At 65.7% G+C, this 23,590-nt stretch carries 28 protein-coding genes and 1 pseudogene; 17 read left to right on the top strand and 12 right to left on the bottom strand.

The window, feature by feature from the left end:
- Nucleotides 1-206: 206 nt before the first annotated feature.
- The 4 genes from AB0N05_RS02770 (at nucleotide 207) to glpR (ending at nucleotide 4,271) form a co-directional block, all read left to right on the top strand.
- Nucleotides 207-1,145, top strand: coding sequence for a UTP--glucose-1-phosphate uridylyltransferase (locus AB0N05_RS02770; RefSeq protein WP_364686712.1), 939 nt, complete (start codon nucleotides 207-209; stop codon nucleotides 1,143-1,145).
- A 51-nt stretch (nucleotides 1,146-1,196) separates the two neighbouring features.
- Nucleotides 1,197-2,456 carry a gephyrin-like molybdotransferase Glp gene (gene glp / locus AB0N05_RS02765; protein ID WP_364686709.1) on the top strand — a complete coding sequence of 420 codons (1,260 nt, stop codon included), beginning with the start codon at nucleotides 1,197-1,199 and terminating at the stop codon, nucleotides 2,454-2,456.
- A gap of 8 nt (nucleotides 2,457-2,464) precedes the next feature.
- Nucleotides 2,465-3,112: a GNAT family protein gene (locus tag AB0N05_RS02760; RefSeq protein ID WP_364687445.1), complete on the top strand. Its 648-nt coding sequence runs from the start codon at nucleotides 2,465-2,467 to the stop codon at nucleotides 3,110-3,112.
- 157 nt (nucleotides 3,113-3,269) lie between these two features.
- Entirely contained in the window at nucleotides 3,270-4,271 is a 1,002-nt protein-coding gene (gene glpR / locus AB0N05_RS02755; RefSeq protein ID WP_364686706.1) for a gephyrin-like molybdotransferase receptor GlpR, read from the top strand.
- A gap of 91 nt (nucleotides 4,272-4,362) precedes the next feature.
- Here glpR and AB0N05_RS02750 read toward each other — a convergent pair whose 3' ends face one another.
- Nucleotides 4,363-5,238, bottom strand: coding sequence for a hypothetical protein (locus AB0N05_RS02750; RefSeq protein WP_364686702.1), 876 nt, complete (start codon nucleotides 5,236-5,238; stop codon nucleotides 4,363-4,365).
- Nucleotides 5,238-5,996 carry a ParA family protein gene (locus AB0N05_RS02745; protein ID WP_364686699.1) on the bottom strand — a complete coding sequence of 253 codons (759 nt, stop codon included), beginning with the start codon at nucleotides 5,994-5,996 and terminating at the stop codon, nucleotides 5,238-5,240. The genes AB0N05_RS02750 and AB0N05_RS02745 overlap by 1 nt, the downstream gene beginning before the upstream one ends.
- A 387-nt stretch (nucleotides 5,997-6,383) precedes the next feature.
- On the opposite strand from AB0N05_RS02745, the gene AB0N05_RS02740 reads away from it, so the two are divergent.
- Together AB0N05_RS02740 and AB0N05_RS02735 are read left to right on the top strand one after the other, a co-directional pair.
- Nucleotides 6,384-7,208 carry an NlpC/P60 family protein gene (locus tag AB0N05_RS02740; RefSeq protein ID WP_364686696.1) on the top strand — a complete coding sequence of 275 codons (825 nt, stop codon included), beginning with the start codon at nucleotides 6,384-6,386 and terminating at the stop codon, nucleotides 7,206-7,208.
- Between the two features lie 165 nt (nucleotides 7,209-7,373).
- Complete coding sequence (locus AB0N05_RS02735; protein ID WP_364686692.1) at nucleotides 7,374-8,324, top strand: hypothetical protein; 951 nt, start codon at nucleotides 7,374-7,376, stop codon at nucleotides 8,322-8,324.
- On the opposite strand, the gene AB0N05_RS02730 is transcribed toward AB0N05_RS02735, so the two are convergent.
- A complete protein-coding gene (locus AB0N05_RS02730) occupies nucleotides 8,321-8,932 on the bottom strand; it encodes a TetR family transcriptional regulator (RefSeq protein WP_364686689.1) in 612 nt (203 codons plus the stop codon). The genes AB0N05_RS02735 and AB0N05_RS02730 overlap by 4 nt on opposite strands.
- A 219-nt stretch (nucleotides 8,933-9,151) precedes the next feature.
- Here AB0N05_RS02730 and AB0N05_RS02725 point away from each other — a divergent pair.
- From AB0N05_RS02725 to AB0N05_RS02705, 5 genes and pseudogenes are all read left to right on the top strand, one after another.
- A pseudogene (locus tag AB0N05_RS02725) lies at nucleotides 9,152-9,331 on the top strand (helix-turn-helix domain-containing protein); the annotation flags it as partial.
- Between the two features lie 144 nt (nucleotides 9,332-9,475).
- Entirely contained in the window at nucleotides 9,476-9,862 is a 387-nt protein-coding gene (locus tag AB0N05_RS02720) for a MarR family transcriptional regulator (RefSeq protein ID WP_364687443.1), read from the top strand.
- Between the two features lie 69 nt (nucleotides 9,863-9,931).
- Entirely contained in the window at nucleotides 9,932-10,798 is an 867-nt protein-coding gene (locus AB0N05_RS02715; RefSeq protein ID WP_364686686.1) for an alpha/beta hydrolase, read from the top strand.
- Nucleotides 10,785-11,387 carry a TetR/AcrR family transcriptional regulator gene (locus AB0N05_RS02710; RefSeq protein WP_364686683.1) on the top strand — a complete coding sequence of 201 codons (603 nt, stop codon included), beginning with the start codon at nucleotides 10,785-10,787 and terminating at the stop codon, nucleotides 11,385-11,387. Before AB0N05_RS02715 ends, AB0N05_RS02710 begins: the two co-directional genes overlap by 14 nt.
- Before the next feature lie 171 nt (nucleotides 11,388-11,558).
- Complete coding sequence (locus tag AB0N05_RS02705; protein WP_364686680.1) at nucleotides 11,559-12,260, top strand: hypothetical protein; 702 nt, start codon at nucleotides 11,559-11,561, stop codon at nucleotides 12,258-12,260.
- A gap of 72 nt (nucleotides 12,261-12,332) precedes the next feature.
- Here the strand turns inward: AB0N05_RS02705 and AB0N05_RS02700 are convergent, their stop codons facing one another.
- On the bottom strand, nucleotides 12,333-12,596 hold the full coding sequence (locus AB0N05_RS02700) for a hypothetical protein (protein WP_364686677.1): 264 nt from the start codon (nucleotides 12,594-12,596) through the stop codon (nucleotides 12,333-12,335).
- Between the two features lie 53 nt (nucleotides 12,597-12,649).
- Nucleotides 12,650-13,525 (bottom strand): alpha/beta hydrolase, encoded by an 876-nt coding sequence (locus AB0N05_RS02695; protein WP_364686674.1) that lies wholly within the window; start codon nucleotides 13,523-13,525, stop codon nucleotides 12,650-12,652.
- Between the two features lie 154 nt (nucleotides 13,526-13,679).
- On the opposite strand from AB0N05_RS02695, the gene AB0N05_RS02690 reads away from it, so the two are divergent.
- Complete coding sequence (locus AB0N05_RS02690; protein ID WP_364687441.1) at nucleotides 13,680-14,645, top strand: undecaprenyl-diphosphate phosphatase; 966 nt, start codon at nucleotides 13,680-13,682, stop codon at nucleotides 14,643-14,645.
- Between the two features lie 34 nt (nucleotides 14,646-14,679).
- On the opposite strand, the gene AB0N05_RS02685 is transcribed toward AB0N05_RS02690, so the two are convergent.
- Both AB0N05_RS02685 and AB0N05_RS02680 read right to left on the bottom strand, forming a co-directional pair.
- Nucleotides 14,680-16,089 carry a lipase family protein gene (locus AB0N05_RS02685; protein WP_364686671.1) on the bottom strand — a complete coding sequence of 470 codons (1,410 nt, stop codon included), beginning with the start codon at nucleotides 16,087-16,089 and terminating at the stop codon, nucleotides 14,680-14,682.
- 97 nt (nucleotides 16,090-16,186) lie between these two features.
- Entirely contained in the window at nucleotides 16,187-16,765 is a 579-nt protein-coding gene (locus AB0N05_RS02680; RefSeq protein WP_364686668.1) for a TetR/AcrR family transcriptional regulator, read from the bottom strand.
- Nucleotides 16,766-16,861: 96 nt separating this feature from the next.
- Between AB0N05_RS02680 and AB0N05_RS02675 the strand changes: the two genes are divergently transcribed.
- Complete coding sequence (locus AB0N05_RS02675; protein ID WP_364686665.1) at nucleotides 16,862-17,902, top strand: beta-ketoacyl-ACP synthase III; 1,041 nt, start codon at nucleotides 16,862-16,864, stop codon at nucleotides 17,900-17,902.
- Nucleotides 17,903-17,967: 65 nt separating this feature from the next.
- On the opposite strand, the gene AB0N05_RS02670 is transcribed toward AB0N05_RS02675, so the two are convergent.
- Both AB0N05_RS02670 and AB0N05_RS02665 read right to left on the bottom strand, forming a co-directional pair.
- Nucleotides 17,968-18,522 (bottom strand): hypothetical protein, encoded by a 555-nt coding sequence (locus tag AB0N05_RS02670; RefSeq protein ID WP_364686662.1) that lies wholly within the window; start codon nucleotides 18,520-18,522, stop codon nucleotides 17,968-17,970.
- A 65-nt stretch (nucleotides 18,523-18,587) separates the two neighbouring features.
- Nucleotides 18,588-18,917 carry a helix-turn-helix transcriptional regulator gene (locus AB0N05_RS02665; RefSeq protein ID WP_364686659.1) on the bottom strand — a complete coding sequence of 110 codons (330 nt, stop codon included), beginning with the start codon at nucleotides 18,915-18,917 and terminating at the stop codon, nucleotides 18,588-18,590.
- A 169-nt stretch (nucleotides 18,918-19,086) separates the two neighbouring features.
- Between AB0N05_RS02665 and AB0N05_RS02660 the strand changes: the two genes are divergently transcribed.
- From AB0N05_RS02660 to AB0N05_RS02645, 4 genes are all read left to right on the top strand, one after another.
- The gene (locus AB0N05_RS02660) at nucleotides 19,087-19,467 is read left to right on the top strand and encodes a helix-turn-helix transcriptional regulator (protein ID WP_364686656.1); all 381 of its coding nucleotides are present in this window, start codon (nucleotides 19,087-19,089) and stop codon (nucleotides 19,465-19,467) included.
- Entirely contained in the window at nucleotides 19,464-20,195 is a 732-nt protein-coding gene (locus AB0N05_RS02655) for a hypothetical protein (RefSeq protein WP_364686653.1), read from the top strand. Before AB0N05_RS02660 ends, AB0N05_RS02655 begins: the two co-directional genes overlap by 4 nt.
- 208 nt (nucleotides 20,196-20,403) lie before the next feature.
- Complete coding sequence (locus AB0N05_RS02650) at nucleotides 20,404-20,538, top strand: hypothetical protein (RefSeq protein WP_364686651.1); 135 nt, start codon at nucleotides 20,404-20,406, stop codon at nucleotides 20,536-20,538.
- 76 nt (nucleotides 20,539-20,614) lie between these two features.
- Nucleotides 20,615-21,157, top strand: coding sequence for a hypothetical protein (locus tag AB0N05_RS02645; protein WP_364686648.1), 543 nt, complete (start codon nucleotides 20,615-20,617; stop codon nucleotides 21,155-21,157).
- A 154-nt stretch (nucleotides 21,158-21,311) separates the two neighbouring features.
- Here the strand turns inward: AB0N05_RS02645 and AB0N05_RS02640 are convergent, their stop codons facing one another.
- The 3 genes from AB0N05_RS02640 to AB0N05_RS02630 form a co-directional block, all read right to left on the bottom strand.
- On the bottom strand, nucleotides 21,312-22,451 hold the full coding sequence (locus AB0N05_RS02640) for a lipase family protein (RefSeq protein ID WP_364686645.1): 1,140 nt from the start codon (nucleotides 22,449-22,451) through the stop codon (nucleotides 21,312-21,314).
- A gap of 92 nt (nucleotides 22,452-22,543) precedes the next feature.
- Nucleotides 22,544-23,254, bottom strand: a complete 711-nt coding sequence (locus AB0N05_RS02635) for a cation transporter (RefSeq protein WP_364686642.1) — start codon at nucleotides 23,252-23,254, stop codon at nucleotides 22,544-22,546.
- Nucleotides 23,254-23,583: a metalloregulator ArsR/SmtB family transcription factor gene (locus tag AB0N05_RS02630; RefSeq protein WP_364686639.1), complete on the bottom strand. Its 330-nt coding sequence runs from the start codon at nucleotides 23,581-23,583 to the stop codon at nucleotides 23,254-23,256. Before AB0N05_RS02630 ends, AB0N05_RS02635 begins: the two co-directional genes overlap by 1 nt.
- Between the last annotated feature and the right edge of the window lie 7 nt (nucleotides 23,584-23,590).

Raw genomic sequence — 23,590 nt, 5'->3', positions numbered from 1 at the left:
GGTGCGCAAGGTGTGTCGCTCCGCACCCTCCGGTGTGCCCTGTGTGATGGCTTGTCCCGGGTGCGGAGCGGGGCCGGGGGTGCGAAGTTGAGGGGGTGACGGGGCGTTCGGTGCGCTCACAGTGGCCGGGAGCCTTAGGCTCTCGGGGATGTCGGGACGGCGTGAGGGCCGCTTCGATAGGTATCACGAATGGATAGGGTGAGTTCATGACAGCTAATGGCGGCGGAGCCGCGTCGTGCTTCCGCACCGCGGTCGTACCCGCGGCGGGACTCGGGACGAGGTTCCTACCCGCGACCAAGACGGTGCCCAAGGAGTTGCTGCCGGTGGTCGATACCCCCGGCATCGAACTGGTCGCCGCCGAGGCCGCGGAATCCGGCGCCAATCGGCTGGTGATCGTGACCTCGCCCGGAAAAGACGGTGTGGTCGCGCATTTCGTCGAGGATCTGGTGCTGGAGAGCACCCTCGAGGAGCGCGGCAAGTTCCTTCTGCTGGAGAAGGTGCGCAAGGCGCCCGGCCTGCTGGATGTGACCGCGGTCGTGCAGGAGGAGCCGCTCGGGCTCGGACATGCGGTGGCGCAGGCGGAATCGGTCCTGGATGAGGACGAGACCGCGATCGCGGTGCTGCTGCCGGACGATCTGGTGCTGCCCAGCGGTGTGCTCGGTGTGATGGCCAAGGTGCGCGACACCTACGGCGGTTCGGTGCTGTGCGCCATCGACGTGCCGAAGGAACAGGTCAGCGCCTACGGCGTTTTCGACGTCGAGGTGCTGCCGGGCGCGGCCGCTGATGTGCTGAAGGTCAATGGCATGGTGGAGAAGCCGTCCCTCGAGGACGCGCCGTCCACCTTCGCGGCGGCGGGTCGATACCTGTTGGACCGCGCCATCTTCGACGCGCTGCGCCGGATCACGCCGGGTGCGGGCGGCGAACTCCAGCTGACCGACGCCATCGCGCTGCTGATCGCCGAGGGACATCCGGTGCACGTGGTGGTGCATCGCGGGTCGCGCCACGATCTGGGCAACCCGGGCGGATATCTTCGTGCTGCCGTCGATTTCGCTTTGGAACGAGAGGAATACGGCCCCGCCCTGCGCGAGTGGCTCGAGCAGCGGCTCGGTCCGGGCTGGAATCCGCAGCTCACCTCGTACGAATAACGAAAGCCGGGACGGGGTTTGTAGCAGTGCGCGAGACCAGGGAAGGGCGGAATGCGCTCGGTTGAGGATCAGCAGATCAAGGTGACCGCGGCGGCAGTCGCACCGCGACCCGTCCGGGTCGCGATCTCGGAAGCCCAGGGACTGCTGTGTGCCGAGGACGTGGTGACCGAACGCCCATTGCCGGGCTTCGATCAGGCGGCCATCGATGGTTATGCCGTGCGCAGCGTGGACGTGACCGGGGCCGGCGCGGACATTCGCGGCGAGGATGGCGAGACCGTGGACCTGACCCTGCCGGTGGTGGGTGAGGTGACGGCCGGATCCCGGCAGCCGATTCGCTTGCAGCCCAGGCAGACCGTGCGGGTGGATACCGGTGCGCCGCTGCCGACGCTCGCGGATGCCGTACTGCCGCTGGACTTCACCGACGGCGGGCGCGCCCGGGTGAAGGTGTACGAGCCGGTGCGCTCCGGGGATTACGTGCGCCGCATAGGCGATGACGTGCAGCCGGGGGATCTGGCCGTGCGGGCGGGCACCATCATCGGCCCGGCGCAGGTCGGGTTGCTGGCGGCGGTCGGCCGGGACAAGGTGCTGGTGCATCCGCGGCCGCGGCTGTCGGTGCTGTCGGTGGGCGGTGAGCTGGTCGATATCGACCGCACCCCCGGACCGGGCCAGGTGTACGACGTGAACTCCTATGCGCTGGCGGCCGCCGCGCGCGATGCGGGCGCGGATGTGAACCGGGTCGGCATTGTCAGCGGCGATCCCAAGCGGCTGCGAGATGTGGTGGAGGGCCAGCTGGTTCGCTCCGAGGTCGTGGTGATCGCGGGCGCGGTCGGCGGCTGGGCGTCCGAGCAGGTGCGCGAGGCCCTGGAGGGTCTCGGCGAGCTGGAGATCACCAGGGTCGCCATGCATCCGGGGTCGGTGCAGGGTTTCGGTCTGCTCGGCCGGGACGAGGTGCCGACCTTCCTGCTGCCGTCGAATCCGGTTGGCGCGCTGGTGGTTTTCGAGGTGATGGTGCGGCCGCTGATTCGGATCGCGCTGGGCCGCCGCCATCCCATGCGCCGCGTGGTGCGGGCGCGCACGATTCTGCCGATCGCCTCGATTCCGGGGCGGCGCGGGTATCTGCGCGCGCAGCTCATGCGCGACGAGCAGACCGGCGACTATCTGGTGCAGCCGCTGGGCGGGCCGAACGGCGCGTCGTCGCATCTGCTCGCCACCATGGCGGAGGCCAATAGCCTCATCGTGATCGACCCGGATGTCACCGAGGTGCGCACCGGTGACGAGGTTCGGGTCGCCTTCCTCGCGCAGCGTGGGTGAGTGTGGAGATGAATGTGTTCCGGGTCGCCCAGCATCCGGGCTGGCCCGCGCATCTGGGACCGGTGCGGGTGGCGGCCGGTGAGGTGACGCTGCGGCCGATCCGCCTGCGGGACGCGGGGGCGTGGAGCCGGATTCGCACCCAGGACCGGGATTATCTGGAGCTGTGGGAGCCGACCGGGCGGGGGGCCTGGGAGGCGCGCAATCACGCCTCGAATTGGCCGTCGCTGTGGTCCTCGTTGAAGGCCGAAGCGCGGCGGGGCGCGATGATTCCGATGGTCATCGAGGTCGATGGCAGTTTCGCGGGGCAGATCACGGTCGGCAATATCGTGCGCGGTGCGCTGCGGTCGGCGTGGATCGGCTACTGGGTGGCCAAGGAATTGAGCGGGCAGGGCGTGGCGACGGCCGCGCTGGCCTTGGGGCTGGATCACTGCTTCGGTGAAGTCGGGTTGCACCGGGTCGAGGCCACGGTGCGGCCGGAAAACCTTGCCAGCCAGGCGGTTCTGCGCAATGTGGGGTTCCGTGAAGAGGGCTTGCTGAAGCGTTATCTGGACGTGGACGGGGCCTGGCGGGACCATTTGCTGGTGGGCATGACCGTCGAAGAGGTGTCGGGGACCGTGGTGGACAAGTTGATTCGCACGGGCCGCGCCACTCAGTAGTCCGATACAGCGTAATTCCTGTGACTACTGTGGCAGGTGTTGTCGGCGCGCCTGCGGGATATCCCTGAGGTGTGAAACTAGCCTACGGACGTCGGTGGTGCGTCCGTGTATCTACCGGAAAGGGTTTCGGGCAGGCGGGGACGGAGGTGTATGGGCAATGCCGAATTCGATCTTGTGGATCGGCCTTGTAGTCCTCTGGGTCTTCGTACTGTTCCCGATGCTCACCTCGCGGCATCCGCGCATCCGCCAGCACACCGACGCCGCGCTGTCGACACGGGTGTTGCATCGCGGGGATGCCGAGCGACGCACCAGGACAGGTCCGGCATCCGGACACGACACCGACCCGGACTACGTGCCGGTTCGCAGGAAACATCACCACAGCGATGATCCGGAGGATCGGATGACCAGATCGGACGACAGCACTGCTGAATCGGACGACGAGGATTTCGAGACCGCCCGCGAACGTGCCACGGACACCGAGACTCATGTGGAGAACACAGCGGTGGAGACGACAGCCGTGGAGACAGCAGCCGAGGTGAGAGCCGAACCCGCCGACGCGGTCGAGCCGGGGGAGCCGTCCGAGGCGGACGATATCGAGGAGTTCGAGCGCCCACGGCGCGCGCCCATCCCGCGTGATCGTGACGATGATGAATCCGACCCGGATGAGGATTTCGTTCCTTCCCGCCGGGGACGGGGCGGGTATGACCCGGAGGCCGATGCCATCGCGCGGGCGGCCCGATACACCTTCCGGCAGCGCGCGGTTCTGGGGCTGGTGCTGAGCACCCTCATGTTCGCCGGGGCCGGGCTGGCGCTGTCTTCGGCACTCTGGTCGTTGTGTGCGATCTCGGGCACGATTCTGGTGGCCTATATGGCGTACCTGCGTCGTCAGGTGCATCTGGAAGAGGACATTCGCCGCCGTCGAGCTGCTCGGCTGGCTCGCAAGCAGAGTGATGACGAAGCGGAAGAAGATCAGCGGACGCCGGAGCGGGAGCAGCTCGACAAGGAGGCGACTCGCACTCAACTGCGCCGCGCGGTCCTGGTCGAACCCGATGACGAGGATCCGGCCTTCGACCATCTGGAACTCTTCGACGCGGCCACGGCCCGGGCCACTCGGCAGCGTGCGACCGGCGGCCGGGACCGTCGCGCAGTAGGCGAATAGCGGTATCGCGGAACGAGAACGGGCACCCGATGATCGGGTGCCCGTTTCTTTATGTCTTCATTTGTCGCCACAAACCACAGTGGAAGGTCGGTCAGGTGGTGCGGAGCGGGAGCTGGCGTTCGATGAGTTCGGCGAGGGTGCGCATCTTGGCGGCGAACTCGCGGGCCGCGGCGGGGTCGTCACCGGAGCCCTTGACCACCTTCTGAGTCAGAGCCGTCAGGCGGGACTCGGCATTGCTGAACACGTCCGCGGCACGCGGGGTTCCGGCCGAGGGGGACGGATCCTCGAGCAGGTCGCCGCGCATCCAGGCGTGCAGGCGTTCGATCACTTCGCCTTCGTCGTAGTCGGTGGGCAGGACCGCCAGGGCCTCACGGAGTTTGGTGGCGGTGACCTTCACATCGGCCGCGAGGGTGGTGTAGACGGTGACGGCCGCGTCCTCGCCGTGGGCCGCCGCGATGGGGAGGAGCTCGCGGATCTGGCCCTCATTGATGGAGGGAGCCAGGGGGTGTAGCCGGGCGGCCAGGGGCCAGGCCCGGATCAGCTTGTGGGCGTAGGAGCGTTGCATATCCCAGCGCTTCTCGACGTAGTCGTCGAAGGTGGCGTGGTCGGCTCGGTAGAGGCGGGCGTCGCGGACGATCTGGAGGGCTCGTCCGGCCGTCCAGAAGGCCACGCGCAGCGCGTCGATGGACGACTCGCATAGTTCGAGCTGTTCCTGCTCCCTCGTGTCGAGGGGGCCGTCGCCGTGCGTGGTGGGGAGGGGGACCGACAGGATGTCGAGGCTCGTATCCGTGCGCGGTGCGGGGACGATCTCCGGTTCCGTCGCCGCGGTCTCGACCGGCCCGGTGCCGTGCCATTCGGCGTCTCGCAGCGGGGATACCGGGGGAGTGTGGTCGGCCTCGTCGGAGAGGGGATTGTGTGCGGGCGGAGTGGATCCGCCGATGGAGCTCTTGCGGCGTTGTGGAGGCATCAGGCGGGCACCTCCACCGGGATACGCGCTACCGCAGGCTTTGTCGCGGTCGTGGCGAAGTAGGTGCTGAGGAGTTCGTCGCCGACCTGGCGGTATTCACCGAGATCCTCGATCGGGTTCTCCGCACCGTCGCCGACTTCGCCGTCGGCGGCCTCGCGGTACCACTTCCAGGCGCTCACATAGGATTCCAGCACGTCGTATCCGGCGTCTTCGAGATTGCGCCGCTGCGTGCGGTATTCGGTGGAGACGTTCACGCCGTTCTTCATGGTGACCGGGACCTTGGTCATGAGCACGCGCACGCTGATGGCGCGCGAGCTGTCGGCGGCGGCCTCCTCGGCGGCCCGGTAGGTACTGGGGACGCGTTTGACCTCGGACGGGCTCACGCTGGTGACCAGGATCAACTCATCGCTCACCGGGACGGCGGCCTTGAAGATATCGGCGGATTCACCGCCCGCGTCGACCACGATGACGTCGTAGTTCGCGGCATTGTCGGTAATGCAGTCATTGACGTGCCGGGAGGGGAAGGCGATCAGTTCGAAGGGAATCGCGATGTCCGCCTTCTGTAGTCGCCGGAACCACGAGTAGCCGGTCTGGCTGAGCGGGTCGGCGTCGATCACCAGCACGCGGAGCTCGTGCACGGTGGCGAAGTACGAGGCGAGGAAGAAGGCGGAGGTCGTTTTTCCGACGCCGCCCTTGAGGTTTCCGAGCGTGACCACGAGGGGCTTGGGAAGGTTCGGTGAGACAAGGGACTTACCCATGGACATCCTCCTTGATGATTTTGGGAGGGCTGAGTTTCCAAGCGTAGATTCGCGTTTCAGTCTCACACGCAAGGCGTTTCGCACCCCGGATTGCGCGGGCGTTTCCGCCCCGAACTTCCGGAAATCGACCGAAATCTCGCTGTGTCCAATTGGACACAGCCCCATATGTTTACAATTCTGTTATGAATAACACGCGTGTCATTCATTGCGCCCTTTGCGGATCCGGCGAACTATGCAATCTCGGAACTACTGCAATACCGAGATGTTCGTGTGTGATGAACGGAAGAACCGGATAGCCCATGCGCTTGATCGGAGGACCGCATCATGGAAAGTATCGGTGATAGACAGTCGGTTCGATTCCTTCCCGGCGTGAGCTGGAGGGGCTTGGTGACAGGTGTGCTGGGTGCAGCCGCCGTCGGCGCCGCCCTCCTCTTCACCGCAGGTGAGGCCGAGGCAACACCGGTGAACGTGCCCGGTATCGGAGCCATCGAGATCCCGGATCAGATCGCGGCACAGTTCGGCATCGCCGCACCGGCAATGGAATTCGCACCCCGGGAAATTCCGGTGACAGAACTCGCGGCCGGGGAAGGCCTCGAATTCCGTCCCGTGACGATTCCCGGTGTGGGTGACGCCGAGGCATCCCGAATGGTTTCGGTAATGCCGGAAGCGATTCCGGCTCCCGCCGAGTCGGCCACCCCCGCGCAATCCGCCGCCCCCGCTCCCACGGTCTCGCCGGAATTCCGTTCGGTGGTCGTCACCGGTCTCGGAGAATTCTTCGTGCCGAAAAGCATTCCGACGCTGACCGGAATTCCGGGTCTGACGGATGCCGCGGCCGTGCCCGCCCCGATGCCCGTCGTCACGCTGAACAAGACGACCGGACAGCGCGCGGTGGAGGCGGCCCGCTCCAAGCTCGGCGCGTACTACAGCTCGGGCGCGGTCGGCCCGGATGCCTTCGACTGCTCCGGCTTCGTGCAGTGGTCCTACCGCCAGGCGGGTGTCGAATTGCCGCGCACCAGTTATTCGCAGCTGGCCGCCGGGACTCCGGTGCCACTGGACCAATTGGAGCCGGGCGATCTGGTCTCGTTCTACGGCGGCGGGCACTCCGCGATGTATGTCGGCGACGGACAGGTCATCCACGCCACCACCTACGGACAGGGTGTGCAGATCTCGCCCATCGACAATATGCCGGTGAGCGGAGCGCGACGCTTCTGACCGGATCGGGTGTCCGGCCGCTGAGAAGTCTGCGGGCGTCCGGCCTCCAGGAAGCCACGACTGGACGTAGCGAGAAAATTACCGGCCCGGCAATTGAACCTGTGATGACCTTGATCCGTCATACGATTATCGAACGCTTCACCCTGCACGAACCCGAGGTGCGATATGAGCACGAGGAAATCAGCGGCGATCGCTCTGGCGAGCCTCACCTTCGCCGCCCTTTCGACCTTCGCGGCCGGTCCCGCGAATGCCGCGCCGATCTGCCCGGGAGCCGGTCAGCCCACCTTCGTGGTGGCCTCCGTGCCGGGCGCGGCACTGGAAGGGATCACCGTCGATCCCGCCGGGCGCGCCTTCGTCACCGACCTGGTGAGCGGGCAGGTATTCCGGATCGACGCCCCCGGCGCACCGGCGGTACCCATTGCCCGGGTGCCCAGCGGGGGTGCGGGCGCACTGGCCTGGCTGCCCGATGGGCGGCTGCTGGTCGGCTATGGGGCCGATGCCGGGGTGGTGCTCGGCGATTCGCTGCGGCAGGCCGGGATCGTGACGGTCGATCCGGACACCGGGGCCATGGCTCCCTTCGCCTCCGGTTTGAGCGCGGCCGACGGCATGGCCGTCGCGCATGACGGAACCGTCTATGCCACCAATGATTTCGCCAATCTGATCGGCCGGGTGTATCCGAACGGCGTCGTGCAGGCCGATTGGGCGAGCTTCCCCACCGCCAATGGCGCGGTGCTGGATCAGGGCAATGGCTTCCTGTATGTCTCGCGGACCTTCGTGAATCCCGGCGTGAGCCGGATTCCCACCGCCGCCCCGTGGGCCCCGCAGTCGCTGCTGGATCTGGGTGGCGGGGATGTGCTGGCCGCGCCGGACGGTTTGACGCTGGATTCAGCGGAGCGCCCGGTGCTGCCGTTCAATGTCTCCGGTCAGGTGGTGCGGATCGATGCGCCCGGTCAGTACTGCGTGCTCGGCTTCGGCAATCAGATGACCAGCGAGGTGCAGTACGGGCGTAGCGGCCAGGGCTTCTCGTCCGGTCGGCTGTTCGGCATCACCTTCACCGGTCTCGTGTACGAGGTTCCCGGCGGATTCGATCCGAACGCACAGACCGCGACCCCCTAGTCGGTGGTGACCGGTTCGGTGAGGAGACCGACGAGCATGGCGAGGATATTGTCCTGCACCGTGATTCGATCGGTCTCGCCGCCGAATTCCTGCCGTTCGTAGTCCGCGAGCAGGGCGAACATGACCGTGCTCATGGCCTGCAGGCGATACCTCTTGATAGCGGGCGAGCCGTACGGCATGGCCTTGAAGAGCCGCGCGACCAGCACTCGCGTGGCGTGCCAGCGCTTTTCGTGCAGATCCGGCCCGCCGACGGCGGGGTGGGCGCGGGCCTGCTCCAGGAATCGGGCGTAGTGGGTGGAGCCCTCGGTGTAGGGGACGTCGAACATGGGCCGCACCAGGATTGCGATGAGCGCGGCCACGGTATCGGCTGCGCCGGAGGCTTCGTGATCGGCGAGCAGGGCGGTGCGCCTATTCTCCAGGGCGGGCTGGTGGCGTTCGATGATGGCGACGATGAGTCCGTCGCGGGAGCCGAAGTGGTAGTGCACGGCCGAGTTATTACGCTGTCCGGCGGCCACCGCGATATCGCGCAGGGCTACGTCGGGTCCGCGTTCGGCAATGGTCCGCTCACCGGCGAGCAGGATCAGTTGCCGGGCATCAGGGCTGGTCACGGGGATACTATAGCGGTTCCCGAACCAGATTTAATCGAACCACCTTTGTAAGTTAAGCGAATTTGCTTAAACGCTCCCAAATGGCTTGTGGCCCAACGTTCGACGGAGGGCGAACGCTACGTTGCGTTCAGTGCCAACTCTCTCGTCTTGTGTTGCAATAAGTTTGGGTGGATGCTCGACGCCACTGCAGCGGCCCTGTGAATGCAGGAGGTGTGTTCGATGCCCGGAGGAAGACTCACCTCGGACGATCGACGGCGTATCGCAACGGGTTTGGGCCAGGGGCTCGGGTACGCGGCAATCGCCCGCCAACTGGGCCGCCCGACCTCCACGGTGAGTCGCGAAGTGACCCGCAATGGCGGCCCCGGCCGCTATCGCGCCGACCTGGCGCACGCCGCCACCGTGGTGCGCTCGCGCCGCCGCGTGCCACGCCCCAAGCCCGTCGAAAAGCCCACGGGGGCCGACGAATACGGCCGTGACCCCGGGATTGTTGCCGACTTCGGCGCGCGGTTCGCCGAACTCTTCGCCCGGACCGGCCTTCCCAAAATGTCGGCCGCGGTCCTGGCCTGCCTCTATGCGTCCGACTCCGGCAGTGTCACCGCCGCCGACCTGGTACGTCATCTCCGCGTAAGCCCCGCAACGGTTTCCGCCGCCGTCGGCCATCTGGAGGGTCGGGAATTCATCCATCGGGAACGTGATTCCGGCACCCGCCGTGACCGCTACTTCATCGACGAGACCGCTTGGTATCGAGCCACTCTCGCCGGAGCGCAGGCCAATGCACTGCTCGCCGTCAAGGCTCGCGAGGGTGCCGTCACCCTCGGCTCGGCCACGCCCGCCGGTACTCGACTGCTCGGCATGGGCGAATACCTGGAAAAAGTAGGGCTCGACATGATCGCCTCCGCCGAGCGCTGGCGAGACCGACTCGACCGCTGACCCATTCGACCATGGACATACATACGGTATGTATGTAAAGCTGTCTCTATCACCAGCATTGGAGGCACGATGGCTATCAGCACATCACTCGGCCGGGCTCATGAGGTGGATCTGCCGGGCGGCCGGATCAGGTATTACGACTCGGGGGAGGGGGCGCCGATCGTTTTCGTGCACGGCCTCCTCGTCAATGCGGATCTCTGGCGGAAGGTCGTTCCGGGCCTGGTCGCGGCGGGCTATCGCTGCGTTGCCCCGGAGTGGCCGCTCGGATCGCATGAAATTCCGGTTCCTACAGCCGATCTCACTCCGACCGGCGTGGCGGACTTGATCGCCGCGTTCCTGGAACGTCTCGATCTGCGCGACGTCACCCTCGTCGCCAATGACACCGGCGGTGCGATCACCCAGGTGTTGCTGGCCCGCAACCGTTCTCGCGTCGGCCGGGTCGTGCTCGCCTCGGTCGACAGCTACGAGAGCTTCCTGCCGGGCCCGCTCAAGGGGCTGCCGTGGATTGCCCGTATCCCGGGTTCCGTTCGCGCGACCATCGAACCCATGCGCATCCGCGCCCTGCAACGGCTGCCGATCGGTTTCGGCTGGGTCGCCAAACGCCCGATACCGCCGGACATCGCCGACTCGTATCTGTTGCCCAGCCGCAATTCCGCCGCCATCCGCAAGGATCTGCGACGACTGCTGAAGACCCTGAAGAGCCGCTACACCCTGGACGCCGCGAAACACTTCGGCAAGATCGACATTCCGGTGCTCGTGGCCTGGGCGAGTGAGGACAAGTTCTTCCCGGTCTCCTTCGCCGAACGTTTGGCCAAGGATTTCCCCAAAGCCACCCTCACCCTGATCGACGATTCGTACACCTTCCTCCCGGAGGACCAGCCCGAGTTGCTCACCAGTGCGATCCTGGAGTTCACTCGGCTGCATGCCACGCCGTAGCCAGGAGGACCGCTCGCGCACCACCAAGACCGCGCTCGAGGAGGCCGGCCGCCGACTGTTCACCGAGCGCGGCTTCGCCGGCACCTCGGCCGAGGATCTGGTGGCCGCGGCCGGTGTCACGCGCGGCGCACTGCACCACCATTACGGCGATAAGCGCGGCCTGTTCCTGGCCGTGCTTGAGCAGATCGAGGTCGAGGCCACGGTGGAGATCGAAAACGCAATTGCCGCGGTCGATCCCGATGATGTGCTGGCCGGTATGGCGGCCGGATTGAACATCTTCCTGGAGATCTGCCGCCGCCCCGAGATGCTGCGCATCGGCATGACCGACGCCCCCGCGGTCCTCGGCTGGCAGGCCTGGCGGGAGTTCGAAACCGATCACGGCCTGGGCATGATGATCGCCCAGCTGGAGGGCGCCCGCGCCGCGGGCCTGATCGCCGAAGCCCCCATCCCGGTCCTCGCGCAACTCCTGCTCAGCGCGATCAATGAGGCCGCCATGATCGTCGCCCACGCCGCCGACCCGGAAAAAGCCCAAGCCGAAGCCCAGCAAGCACTCATACTCCTCATCGCGGGATTGGTCCGCACTCCCTGAACTTCCCTCCTTCAAGATCAGGGAGCTCTGGTGGCGGATTTCGGCAGCGGATTCCGCCGTGGTAGCTCCCTGATCTTGGTGGGAACTGTCGAGTCGGCGAATTCTGGTGGGTGGCAGAGTAATCCGGCTCACGGCCGGTCACATTTGTGGTGCGAGGCCCGTCATAGTGGCATGTCCCTTCGCAATCTTGTTGCCTCCACTACGTTCGCCGCCGCCGTAGTCGCGACCGCCGTCGGTGTTTCCGCGGGCACCGCGTATGCCGCGCCCGAGGCCGCGGTCGGCTATACCGCCACCGCCACCGAGAATTCCACCGCTATCACCACCGATAGCGGTTCGCTGGCCGTCGAGAACAATGTCTTCGAGGTGAAGTCGGCCGATGGGCAGATGCTCGCGGGCGCCGAATTGTCTTTCCGCGTGGATGATTTCGTCTTCCCGATCGCGGCCGAGATCAAGGACCGCACCGCCACCCTGACCCCGCAGTTCGATACCGCGCATGCCGTCTATCAGCCGATCGCGCTGCCCTTCGAGGATCAGGCGGGGTGGCGCAGCCCGTATGAGCGGGAGGTGGCCGCCTGGCAGCGCATGTCCACCACGATTGCCATGGGTGCGAGCATCGGCACCCTGGTGGGCGGTATCGGCGGTGCGGCGGCCGGTTGCGTCGGCGGCGCGATCGCGGGTGCGGCGCTGACCGGTCCGCTGCTGGGCATGTTCGGCGCGGGCCCGCTCGGGGGGTGCATTGCCGGTGCGGCCGCGGTCGGCTTCCTGGGCACGCTGGCGGGTCAGGTGTTCATTACCGCGCCGGTCGCCATTCTGGCTGCGGCGCAGTACTTCACCACGATCAATGCGCCGATGCCCGTGGCGCCAGCCAAATAGGCCACAGCGCCAGCCAAATAGACCACAGCGCCAGCCAAATAGGCCACAGCGCCTGCCGAATAGGTTGGGGCGCTACAGGGCCGGGGCTCCCGGCGGGTTGCCGCGGAACGGATGTGCCACGGCAATTCCCGGGAATCTGCGATGAATCCGATCGACATACTTGCGCAGTGTCGAGAGTTCGCCGGCGATCGATTGCCTGGCTTCGGGGGTGAGCGCGGTCTGCAACCGGCGGGTCAGCTTGGCGGCATGGGCTTCCAACTCATCCAGAAATATTCGGGCCTGGGCTAACTCGGGATCCTCGCTGGGCTCGGGATTCTCGAAACCCCTGTACTGCATATCGCGGAAGTATTCCACGCGGGCATGCTCCCCGCCGCGCAAATCGATGGCGTCTACTCCGAATCGGCGGCATGCAGGAATGCGTGCGCCGCATTGAAAACCCCGGCCGGATCCTCGAGTTGCGGCCAGTGCCCGATCTTGTCGAGGAAGACGATGTCGGGGTCGGGCACGAGTTCGCGGTAGCGGGCGGCCATATGTGCGCCCGAGTTCGGGTCGAGCGGACCATTGATCAGGCGCATGGGCATGGCCGGATTCTCGAGCGGTTCGACCCAGCGGTCCCGGAAGGTCTTGCGCTCCAGCGTGAACCGACCGACCAGATGCGAAGTGAAGCGGCCGTGATCGTGATAGAGCACCTCCAGCAGCAGCTTCATCTCGTCGTCGGTCGGCTTGGTGTCCGGGCCGAACATCTCGCGGGTCGCGGCCGTCACGATGGTGTCGTTCATGAGCGGGCCGAGCACATGCCCGAGGGGCGAGGACAGCAGTTTCTGCACCAGGCGCGGGCGGTAGGTCTCGTAGAACAGTCCACCATTGAGGAACACCACCTTCTCGATCTCAGGTAGGTCGCTGCGCTCGCGCCGCCGCGCCAGCAGCTCCTGCGCCACGGTGACGCCGAGGTCGTGGGCGAGCAGTTTGGTCTTGCCGATGCCGAGGTGGGCGAGCAGCGCATCGTGCATATCGGCGTGCTCGAAGATGCTGTAGTGATGCCGGATGGGCTTGTCGGAGAATCCCATTCCGAGCATGTCCGGCGCGATGACGTCGTAATGGGCGGTCAGGTCGGGCCAGATGCGATGCCAGTCGAATGAGTTGTACGGGTAGCCGTGGATGAGCAGCAGGGGCGGGCCGCTGCCCTCGCGAATGTAGAAGATTCGGCGGCCGTCGTGTTCGAAGTGGGTGCCGCGGTTGATCCAGTCGGTGAGTTCCGGCCGCATTTTCGATCTCCTACCACTGAATTCGACAAATCGGACATATCGATACTGCCCCATCCACCACCCGACGGCAGCCGCGCGAAGGATCGAGTAGCCTCGCCATTCGAACAGCCCCCATCGGTGTGGGAGGTTCGAACCGCACCGCACTCCGACAGGAATTCGCATGGCAATCACCTACCTGGAATCCGTCGTCGTCGGAGCATTGCAAGGGGTGAGCGAGCTCTTCCCGGTCTCCAGCCTCGGTCACAGCATCCTGCTGCCGGCCTGGGTCGGGGGCAAGTGGGGTGACGACCTCAGTATGTCCGCCAAGGACTCCCCGTATCTGGCGTTGCTGGTGGCCATGCACGTCGCCACCGCGATCGCGCTGGTCATCTACTTCTGGCGGGACTGGGTGCACATCCTCACCGGGCTGTTCGATGTGGTGCGAACCCGCGAGATCCGCACGCCGGAAGCCCGGCTGGGAGTATTGCTGATCATCGCGACCATCCCCGTCGGAGTGGCCGGGTTGCTGCTGGAGAAGATCGTCCGCAATTATCTGGGCACGCCGATACCGACCTCGGCCTTCCTGGCACTCAATGGTTTCGTGCTGCTGTCGGCCGAACTCATGCGCAAGCGCGGCGGGGTGCATGATCGCGATTTGGCGGTGACCAGCCCGACCGGCCGCGCCGGAGACCTCTCCTCCCAGGACACCGTGTTGCTGCCCACCACCGATCCCGAATGGGCGTCGGATGTGCGGCTCTCGCGGCTGACCATCAAGGATGTGCTGATTATCGGATCAGCCCAGATCGCAGCGCTTTTCCCGGGTATCAGCCGCTCCGGCAGCACGATTGTGGCGGGACTGCTCAAGGGCATGCGGCACGAGGACGCCGCGCGCTTCGCCTTCATGCTCGCGACGCCGGTCATTCTGGCCGCGGGTGTGCTGAAGACTCCGGAGCTGCTCAAGCCCGAGAACCATGAGATTCTCGGGCCCGCGCTGGCTGGCAGTGTGGTCGCGGGCGTCCTGTCCTACTTCTCGGTCAAGTTCCTCACCGGATACTTCGAGACCAAGACGCTGACGCCGTTCGCCATCTACTGCATGCTGGCCGGTATCGGCAGCCTGGTGTATTTCACCGTCACCGGATAAGCGGCTGTGCCTTCGATTCGCTCGATTCGCTCGCTCACGCGCCGATCGGCTTGCCGAAGAAGGAAGCCAGGGTCTCACCGACCAGCGATTGCAGCAGTTGGGTTTCGCCGGGGGTGCCCAGCATCGACGGGCTGTCGGTGATGGAGCAACCCGATTGTGCCGGAACACCATCGAGCCGGTCCTTCAACCACAGGATGGCCGCCGGGCCGCCCGTGATCTCGGCGATGATGTGCTCGCTGGCCCCGTCGCGGGTGTACTGCACCTGCGCCTTCGGGTCCTGGCAGTAGGTGTTCACGAGCTGGTTGGTGGAGTACAGCGGCAGGATCTCGTCCCACTGCGAATGCCACAGGAACATCGGCATATCGGGGAGCGACTTGCCGAGGCGGGTGTCTTCGAGCATGGCCGCGATCGCCGGTTCCCGCGTCGGGTCCGGGCTGTTGATCAGGCCCTTGATATTCAGGAACGGGAACAGATCCGACTGGTACTGCACGCACAGCGGCGTCTTGACGGCCTTGAGCAATTGGCCGAGCGGATTGAGCTTCTGGTCCAGCAGCGCCTCGACATCCGGGTATTCGCGCGCCAGGCCCAGGACCGCGGCCAGGACCAGGCCCGCCGTCGCCTGATTGTTCGCCATCTCCAGCGCGGCACCGAGATCAGCGCCCACGCCACCGGCGGCCGCACCCACGATATTCAGTTCGGGCGCATAGGTTTTGCGGAGTTCCGCGGCGTGCGCGGTGGGAATGGATCCGCCCGAGTAGCCGTACATGCCGATCGGTGCGCCGTGGCCCACCTCCAGTGGAGCGAAGTCCGTGGCGGCGCGAATGCCATCGAGGGTGATGCGGGCGGCCAGTGGTCCGGCCGCGTAGGCGGAGTTCGGGCCCTCGTGATCCGGGATCACCACGGCCCAGCCCTGCTGCAATGCGGACTGCGCGAACAGGAATTCGGCGGGCGCGACGATCTGGCCTACGAAGGGCGATACCGAGAACTGTTGCAGCGCATAGGAGGGACTGCAGTACCCGGCGGTCGAGTCCTCGGCGATCTGTACCGACAGCAGCTTGCGCGGGGTGGGTGAGACGCCGCGCGGCTTGATCAGCGTCGCCACCGCCGGGATCGCCTCGTCGCGGGAGTTGTTCGACCGGTACGACACCTGCCAGGCGTCCACGTTCAGCGGAATCAGCCCGAAGTTGGCGACATTGACCTGCCGCACTTTGAGGATCTCGCCGGGCGCGGCAGCGGCCACGATGTCCGCGGGCGGGTTGTAGAAGCCGGGGTCGAGCTCCGGCGGCAGCGGAATGATGCTGGCGGGAAGCACGGGCGGAGTCACCGGGTCTGCCTGTGCCGGGGCCGCGACGGCCGCTGCCGCCAGTAGCGCGCTGATCGATACGGCGCAGAACCGCGCCATCCTCTCGGCGCTGGAACGCTTCAAGAACCGCCTGGTCGTCATCGACCCCATCCTTAATCCGATCCCCATTCTGAGACCAGTGAGTCTCAGTATTGAGGCGCAACTATGCCACGACTGTGACCCGGATCGCAATCAGGGGTTACGGCGTGGCGTAGTACCGCAGCAGCGCGGTGAGATGGCGTTGGGCGTCGTCCATCGGCCGCACCGACTTGAGCGCGCGGGCCTGAATGATCGCGCCCTCGATGGCGGTGAGGATGAACCCGGCCAGCGAATGCGCTTCGTCATCCGAAAAGCCCGCCCTGGACAGCGATTTCGCGATCTGCCCGGTCCATTCGGTGAAGGCCTGGCCCGCGACGGCCTGCACATTCGGGTCCGCCTCCGCGAGTGCGGCGGCCATCATGAACGAGCCCTCGCGGTACTCGCTGGATTCGAGCGGGGCCCGCCAGAAGCGAATGAGCTCGGCGAGCCAGGATTCGAGGCTGCCGGTGGCGCGCATTGTCTCGTCGGCGCGGACGATATGCGAATTCACGATCCTTGACACGATCCTGGCCGCGTTCTCGACCAGTTCGCTCTTACCCGCGGGGAAGTGCTGGTACAGCGAGTTTCTGGAGGCATTGCTGCGTTTGAGCAGCTCGGCGAGTCCGGCCGCGTGCACGCCCTGCTCCTGCACCACCGCGATGGTGCTGGCGATCAGCCGTGTGCGTGGACCCGCCGTCATGTGTTTCCTCTCGCACCCTTGCCTGAACCGATCGGTCCATGATAGTCATATCCCCGTGTGAACCAATCGGTCCACACCGAGGGAGGAATCGTCTCAATGACTGCTCGAATCGCCACGGCCACCGCCGTCCCACATGCCCGCATCATGGGCCTGGGGGCCTACCGGCCGCGCCGGGTCGTCCCCAATGCCGAGATCATCGAGGCGATCGACTCCAGCGACGAGTGGATCCAGACCCGCTCGGGCATCAAGGCCCGCGGCTTCGCCAGCGATGACGAGACCATCGTCGGCATGAGCGTGGCCGCCTCCCGCAAGGCCCTGGAAGCGGCCGGAATCGGCGCGGACGAAATCGACTGCGTGGTCCTGGCGACCTCATCGCTGATGGTCCTGGGCCCGTCCGCCGGAGCCGTGGTCGCCACCGAACTCGGCATGACCGACTGCGCCGCCTTCGACGTCTCCGCAGGCTGCGCGGGCTTCTGCTACGCCCTCGCCAATGCCGCCGACCTGGTGCGCTCCGGTTCCGCCAAATACGTCCTGGTCATCGGCGTCGAACGCCTCAGCGACCTCCTGGACCCCACCGACCGCACCTGCGCCTTCATCTTCGCCGACGGCGCGGGCGCGGCGATCGTAGGCCCGTCCGACGTCGAAGGCATCGGCCCCGTCGCCTGGGGTTCCGACGGTGCCCAGACCGATGCGATCAAGCAAGACAAGGACTTCCAGCAATACTTCGCCGAAGTGGCCGCCGCCGAAGCCGCCGGCACCACCACGGTCCGCCCCTACATCCGCATGCAGGGCACCGCCGTATTCCGCTGGGCCGTCACATTCTTGGAGAAGGCCTGCCGCGACGCAGTCGCCCGCGCCGGCATCGAAATGTCCGACCTCGACGTCTTCGTCCCCCACCAAGCCAACATCCGCATCACCGAAGCCCTCACCCGAGTCCTCAAAATGCCCGAGAACACGGTAATCGCCAAAGACATCCAAGAATCCGGCAACACCAGCGCCGCCTCCATCCCCATGGCCATGGAACAACTCCTCCGCACCGGCGAAGCCAAGCCCGGCCAAACCGCCCTACTGATGGGCTTCGGCGCGGGCCTGGCTTACGCGGGCCAGGTGGTGACCCTCCCCCCGATCGCCGACTGAGGCTGAGGCCCATCGAGAGCGGCTCCCCACCAGGAGAATTGGTGGGGAGCCGTTTTTGCTGGGGGTCAGAAGCCTGCGCTGCCGGTGTTTGCGCTGCCGGAGCCGAACATGCTTGCCAGGCCGGGGGAGGGCTGGGGTGCTTCCGGCTCGAGCTCCGGTTCCGCGGTCTCTAGTTCGACGGGCGCGGGTTCGGCGGTTGCCACGTCGGAATCGACGTACCAGGTGAGGTCCTGGGGTTCGAGGGTCGGATCGATGTAGTCGTCCGGGATTCCGCCCTGTTCCTGGAGCCAGGCCATGAAGCCGGGGTTCGTCTCGGCGTACGGGTCGCGGCCGTTCGCGGGCGGGATCAGGCCGGGGATGAAGGTGGGCTTGCCGTTGGGGCCGTAGATGAAGCCGGGCGGCAGGGCCGGTTCGTGCGGGTTGTAGGTCAGGCTGCCGTCGGGGTTTTGCAGAACGAGCTCGCCATTGGGGCCGACCAGGAAATTGGGGTCGGTGGCGGGGGCAATGGGGAGCGGGTCGTGGGTGACGGTGAATTCGGTGGTGCCGGTTGCAATGACCTCATCGGACGAGGCGATGCCGGTACCGGTCAAAAGTGCGGCGATCGACAATAAGAAGGTCATGGAAAGGTTCCTGCGCATGATTCATGCCTTTCGGGATAGAGGAATGGTTTCGGTGACCGGGCGAGTCAGTCCTCGCGCCGGTCGAGAATTCGATTCGCGATCTCGCGCACCAGATCGGTCAGCTCCGCGGAGTGCAGCGCGCCGACCGTTTCGTGCCGGCGAGCGTGGCGGGCGGTCAGATGGCCGGAGGCGATGAGCCCATCAATGGGGTTGACCTGGTACGCATCACTGATTGCGAGCACGGTCTCGGCCGTGGGAGTGGCCAGTCGACGGCTGATCGTGGAGTTCGACAGGCCGGTCTTTCGCGCGATATCCCGGATGGTCGCGCCGTTCGTGACGGTGTGCGCCCAGCCTTTGAAGTAGTCGGAGTGATCACGGGTACTGTTGTGGCTCATAGTATTTCACCTCCTGTCCGTAGATTGGACTGCTGAATTGTCGTGATCGAGAGTAGATGGCAGTGCGTCAGATAAGCAAGTCTCTGCATCGAATGTGACGCGATAGTGTGCGCACAGTGTGGTGCCCCGGGTGACTCGCATCGCATCAAATCTGTTGGATAATGTGATCATGAGTGAAGCGTTCCGGGACTGGAAAAAGGCCATTACCCGAGGTCACAGCACTAAAGAGGTCGCGCGTCGGCTCGGCATGTCCGACGTGACCCTGGCTCGCCACCTGGACCGCGACGACGATCTGCCCGAACCCCGCACGGTCATCGCCCTCTGCCGCGCCTACGGCGTCAACCCGATCTCCGGCCTTATCGCCGCCGGTTACCTCACCGACGAAGACGCCGACCAGGGTTCCGCCGAAGGATCGCTCCGGCATGTCACACTGAGCCAAATCGCGGAAGAGCTGGTCAGGCGCGATCCCGAGCGCAAACAGGACGATGAAGGCACCGGACGCAAGCGTTCCCGCAGGGAAGGCTTAGGGAAAGGATTCCTGACTTCATGAGCGTAGGCGCAGCCCTCTACGTAGCGATCTGCATCGCCTCCGTCGCAGTTATAGGGCTGCGCCTCACCCAATGGAAGAACCACCCCAGAACCCGGCCCCTCACCTCCGCCCTGATCCTCCTGCTCGGTGGCCTGCTGCTCCGCCGTCCGGAGATCCTCGACGACCAGTGGCTCGACACTCACACCGACAGGACCCTGCACCTCGCGAACTGGTCGAACGTCCTCAGCGACCTGCTCCTCGCCGGCGCGGCGGCCTACATCTGCGTACAAGTCGCCCGCGTCTGGGGTAACCACCACTGGCAGAAGCCGATCGCCGTGGCCTTCGTCGTAGACGCCATCGCCTTGATCGTGCTCTGGCAAGTGTCCGACGCCAGCCGTGTCCCCACCCGCTTCATCGCCTCGCTGGGCGGTCTCTCCGGCGTCTACTCGGCCGTCAGCGCGGCGACCATCCTCGTCGCGAATCTCGCCGTACTGATCTCGCTCGCCCTGGCAAAAGGTGTCCCGACCAGGGCAAAAATCGCCCTTGCGCCGATGGCCCTCGGCGGCCTCGTCGGAGTCGTGAACGGCGGCCTGCGCATTGCGTGCGCCATCGACCCCGACCGATTCCTCTCGACACGGAACCACTGGGCCTGGTCACTAGCCGAGGTCGGCGTCGCCCTCTACATCCTCTCCGGCTTCGTCAGCTACCTGGCGCAATCCCGCCTCCCCGAGCTGGTCGAGGCCGACTGACTCAACGCGTCAATATCGACGCGTGAGCGAGCGCACATCAGCGGGAAAAACACGCCGTGTACTGGGAATTTGTCGACTACCCAGAGCTGTTGCCGCGTCAAATTAGACGCACTTGCTTGCGTATTTGAAGCGCACCAGTCATATTTGGTTGCAGCAGGAAGTCACCACCTCAACCAACCAAAACTTTCGATCAGCAAAGGAAGAAGAAATGGCCACAATTGCCACGGTCGTAACCATCTGCGCCGCTCTTGTCGGAATGGGCACCGGAATTATCGGAGCCTCCGCCGCAGTCATGAGCATCCTGACCGTTACGGGCCCCGCGCTGATGAACATGATCTCCTGAGCGAACCCAAATTCCCACAGTCATAAAACTGAATATCACCCGTCAAACCCCAAGAACGAAAAGGAATAACCCCACCATGAAGAAGTACATCGCCGCCGCCATCGCCCCGCTGGGTGCCCTCGCCATCGCCGCCGGCAACGCCAACGCCGATATCGACACTGCGACCTCGCCGACCATCGGCTTCGATGTTCCCGGCCCCGTCGCCCCCTCGACTGTTGAGCAGACCTTCGAGTTCGAGACCGGTCCCCTCATGGTGGATGGCACCGACACCATTATCGTGGTGCCGGGCGCGGATGCCCCGATGCCGTCCAATGAGGAGTTCCTTGCCGAGTTGAGCACCGGCAACTACCCCGACCTGGTGAACGAGGGCCTGCAGGATCCGGACGTCCAGCAGGCGCTGCAGAACGGTGAACTTCCCGAGCTGGAGCAGCTCATCGACAACCACCCGGATATCGACAGCCCGTTCGTCGACTCGGCGGATGCCACCACTTCCACCACCGCACCCGCGACCCCCTTCTTCGACAACGTCCTCGGTGTCGTCGCCGACGTGTTCGGTTGGATCGGCGATGCGCTGACCACCGTCTTCCACACCGTGACCTTCGGTTACTTCCAGTCCTGATTCTGGAGTGCGGAAAAGCCCTCGCCCTTTCGGGCGGGGGCTTTCTCGTGCGTGAAAGTCAGTTGGACCAGCTGGATGGCGGGGGAGTTGCTGGTCTACGCCACGCGCCGGATGTTCGGCGACCGCGTCTGAGCTCATCGGGCGGGCGGCGTGCTCAGGTCAGGGCGGGTGCCGCGAAGATACGGGTTATGAAGGCGCTGAGGGCGTCTCGCATCTGGTGGTCGAGTTGGGTGTGGCGGTTGACGCCTACGACGGTTTGGAAGTCGATGGCGTTGGCGGTCAGTTGGGCTGCCAGCGTGGCGTGGAAGGGGGAGGGGACAACCAGGTCGGTGGCGTTGAGTAGCAGGAGGATTGGGGCGTTGTAGCCGGTGGTGGGGACTGCCATGTAGTGGGTGAGGGTGCTGTCGAAGGTGCTGTCGGCGAGGGGGCGGGAGAGTAGGTCGCCGATGGATACGCCTTCGACCAGCGGGAAGATGTCGGGGAAGCAGAGGCGGCTGATGGTGGCGATTAGTTCGCGGCCGTGGGGGCTGAGGTAGCTGTCGACATTCAGTTCGGGATGGGCGGCGTTCAGGCCGGTGAGCATTCCCGCGATCAGTCCGGTGGCCTCCCACTTATCGAGGGGGGTCGGTGTCGAGGGGGCGGCGATGGGGAGGACTTTTTCGAGATCGGATTCGGGGTCGACGGCTATGGTGCCCCGGAAGTCGAGTTCGGGGGCGTAGGACGCCTGGAGGTTTCCGGCCCCGAGTGCGGCCTGGCCGCCCTGCGAGCCGCCGAAAACCGCCCAGGTGCGGGACAATTCGGGGCGTGCGGCGCGGGCGGCGCGAACCAGGTCGATGGTGGCCGTCGCTTCGGTGTGAATGCCGAGGTAGGGGTGCGGGCCGGTGTCGAAGCGGCCCAGGCCCAGATAGTCGGGGGCGACCACCGCGAATCCCTGTGCCACCCAATCACTCATGACGCCACGCACCGGTGGGGCGTCGGCGGTGGTCTCCTCACCGCAGCCCGGTCCGAGTCCACTGGTTCCGTGGTCGTAGGCGATGATCGGCCAACCGGCCGGTGGCGGGGGACCGGCCGGAACGAACAGCGCTCCACTGGCCGGTTGGAGTTCGCCGTGGATGCCGGTCATCCAGTAGTCGATGACCGTCCCGTCATTCATCCCGCGCCAACCCGCGGGCTGGGGTATCGCGGTGATCACTGTCCCTGGCGTGGATTCGGCGGCACTGGCGGGTCCGGTCGGCGATCCGAGCGTGGCAGCTGTCACCAGAGCACAGCAAACCATCCGCACAATGCTGGTCATCGGCAGATCGTCGCATGTAATTGCGGTGGGATAGTGGACCTCATATTGCGTTCAGCGAGTCACTGGCTAACTTGCCGGGCCTGCCATTCGGGTCAGTCGCAACAGTCGCAATCGTGCGCGGTGGCAGTGGATCCGAGTGCGGCGGGCGATGGGCAGCAGGTGTCGCCCTTCCAGGCGTTGATGCCTTCCTTCACCGCGATGACGGCGATGATGAGAGCGGCGATCGGGTCGGCCCAGGACCAGCCGAACAGGGTGTTGAGCAGCAGGCCGACCAGCAGTACGGCCGACAGGTAGGTGCACAGCAGTGTCTGCTTGGAATCGGCGACCGCGGACAGTGAGCCGAGTTCACGCCCGGCGTTGCGCTGCGCGTAGGACAGTACCGGCATGACCGCCAGACTGACTGCGGCCAAACCGATTCCGATCGGCGAGTGAGCGGCCTCGCCCACGCCGAGCAGGGAGCGGATCGCATCCACCGTCACGTATAGCGCGAGTCCGAAGAACGAGAACGCGATGATCCGCAGCGCGAGTTTTTCGCGCGCCTCCGGGTTGCGTCCGGCGAATTGCCAGGCCACCGCCGCGGCCGAGGACACTTCGATCACCGAGTCCAGGCCGAATCCGATCAATGCCGTCGAGGAAACGCGTGCGCCCTCACTCAGCGCGATGATCGCCTCGAGCACGTTGTAGGTGATCGTCGCGGCGACGAAGTATCGAATTCGGCGCGACAGGACGGCCTTGCGCTCGGCCGATGGCTTCGAAACCGCAACCGTCGCAGGCAATGACGGCATTCCGAGTGGCGCGGACATCAGCAGCATCCCTCGCTGTCGGCATCCGGGCAGCAGGCCGGGTCCACGGCGAGCGCCAGCCCGGCGAGATCCTCCAGTGCCCGCCCGATCCGCTCATCGGCGAGCTCGTACCGGCTGCGCCGCCCCTCGGCCACGGCCACCACCAGTCCGCAACCTCGCAGGCACGCAAGGTGATTCGACAGAATCTGCCGTGAGACGCCGATCGCCTCCGCCAACTCGGACGGATAGCTGGGCCCGGTGCGCAGCTTCAGCAGGATCTGGGTGCGCGTCGAATCCGAGAGGGCATAGCCGAACCGGGTCAGCGCATCGCGATGCAGCAGGGTGTCCACACTCGTA

The sequence above is a fragment of the Nocardia sp. NPDC051030 genome (assembly GCF_040683015.1).
Lineage (GTDB): Bacteria > Actinomycetota > Actinomycetes > Mycobacteriales > Mycobacteriaceae > Nocardia.
This window is presented reverse-complemented; position numbering and strand designations above follow the sequence as displayed.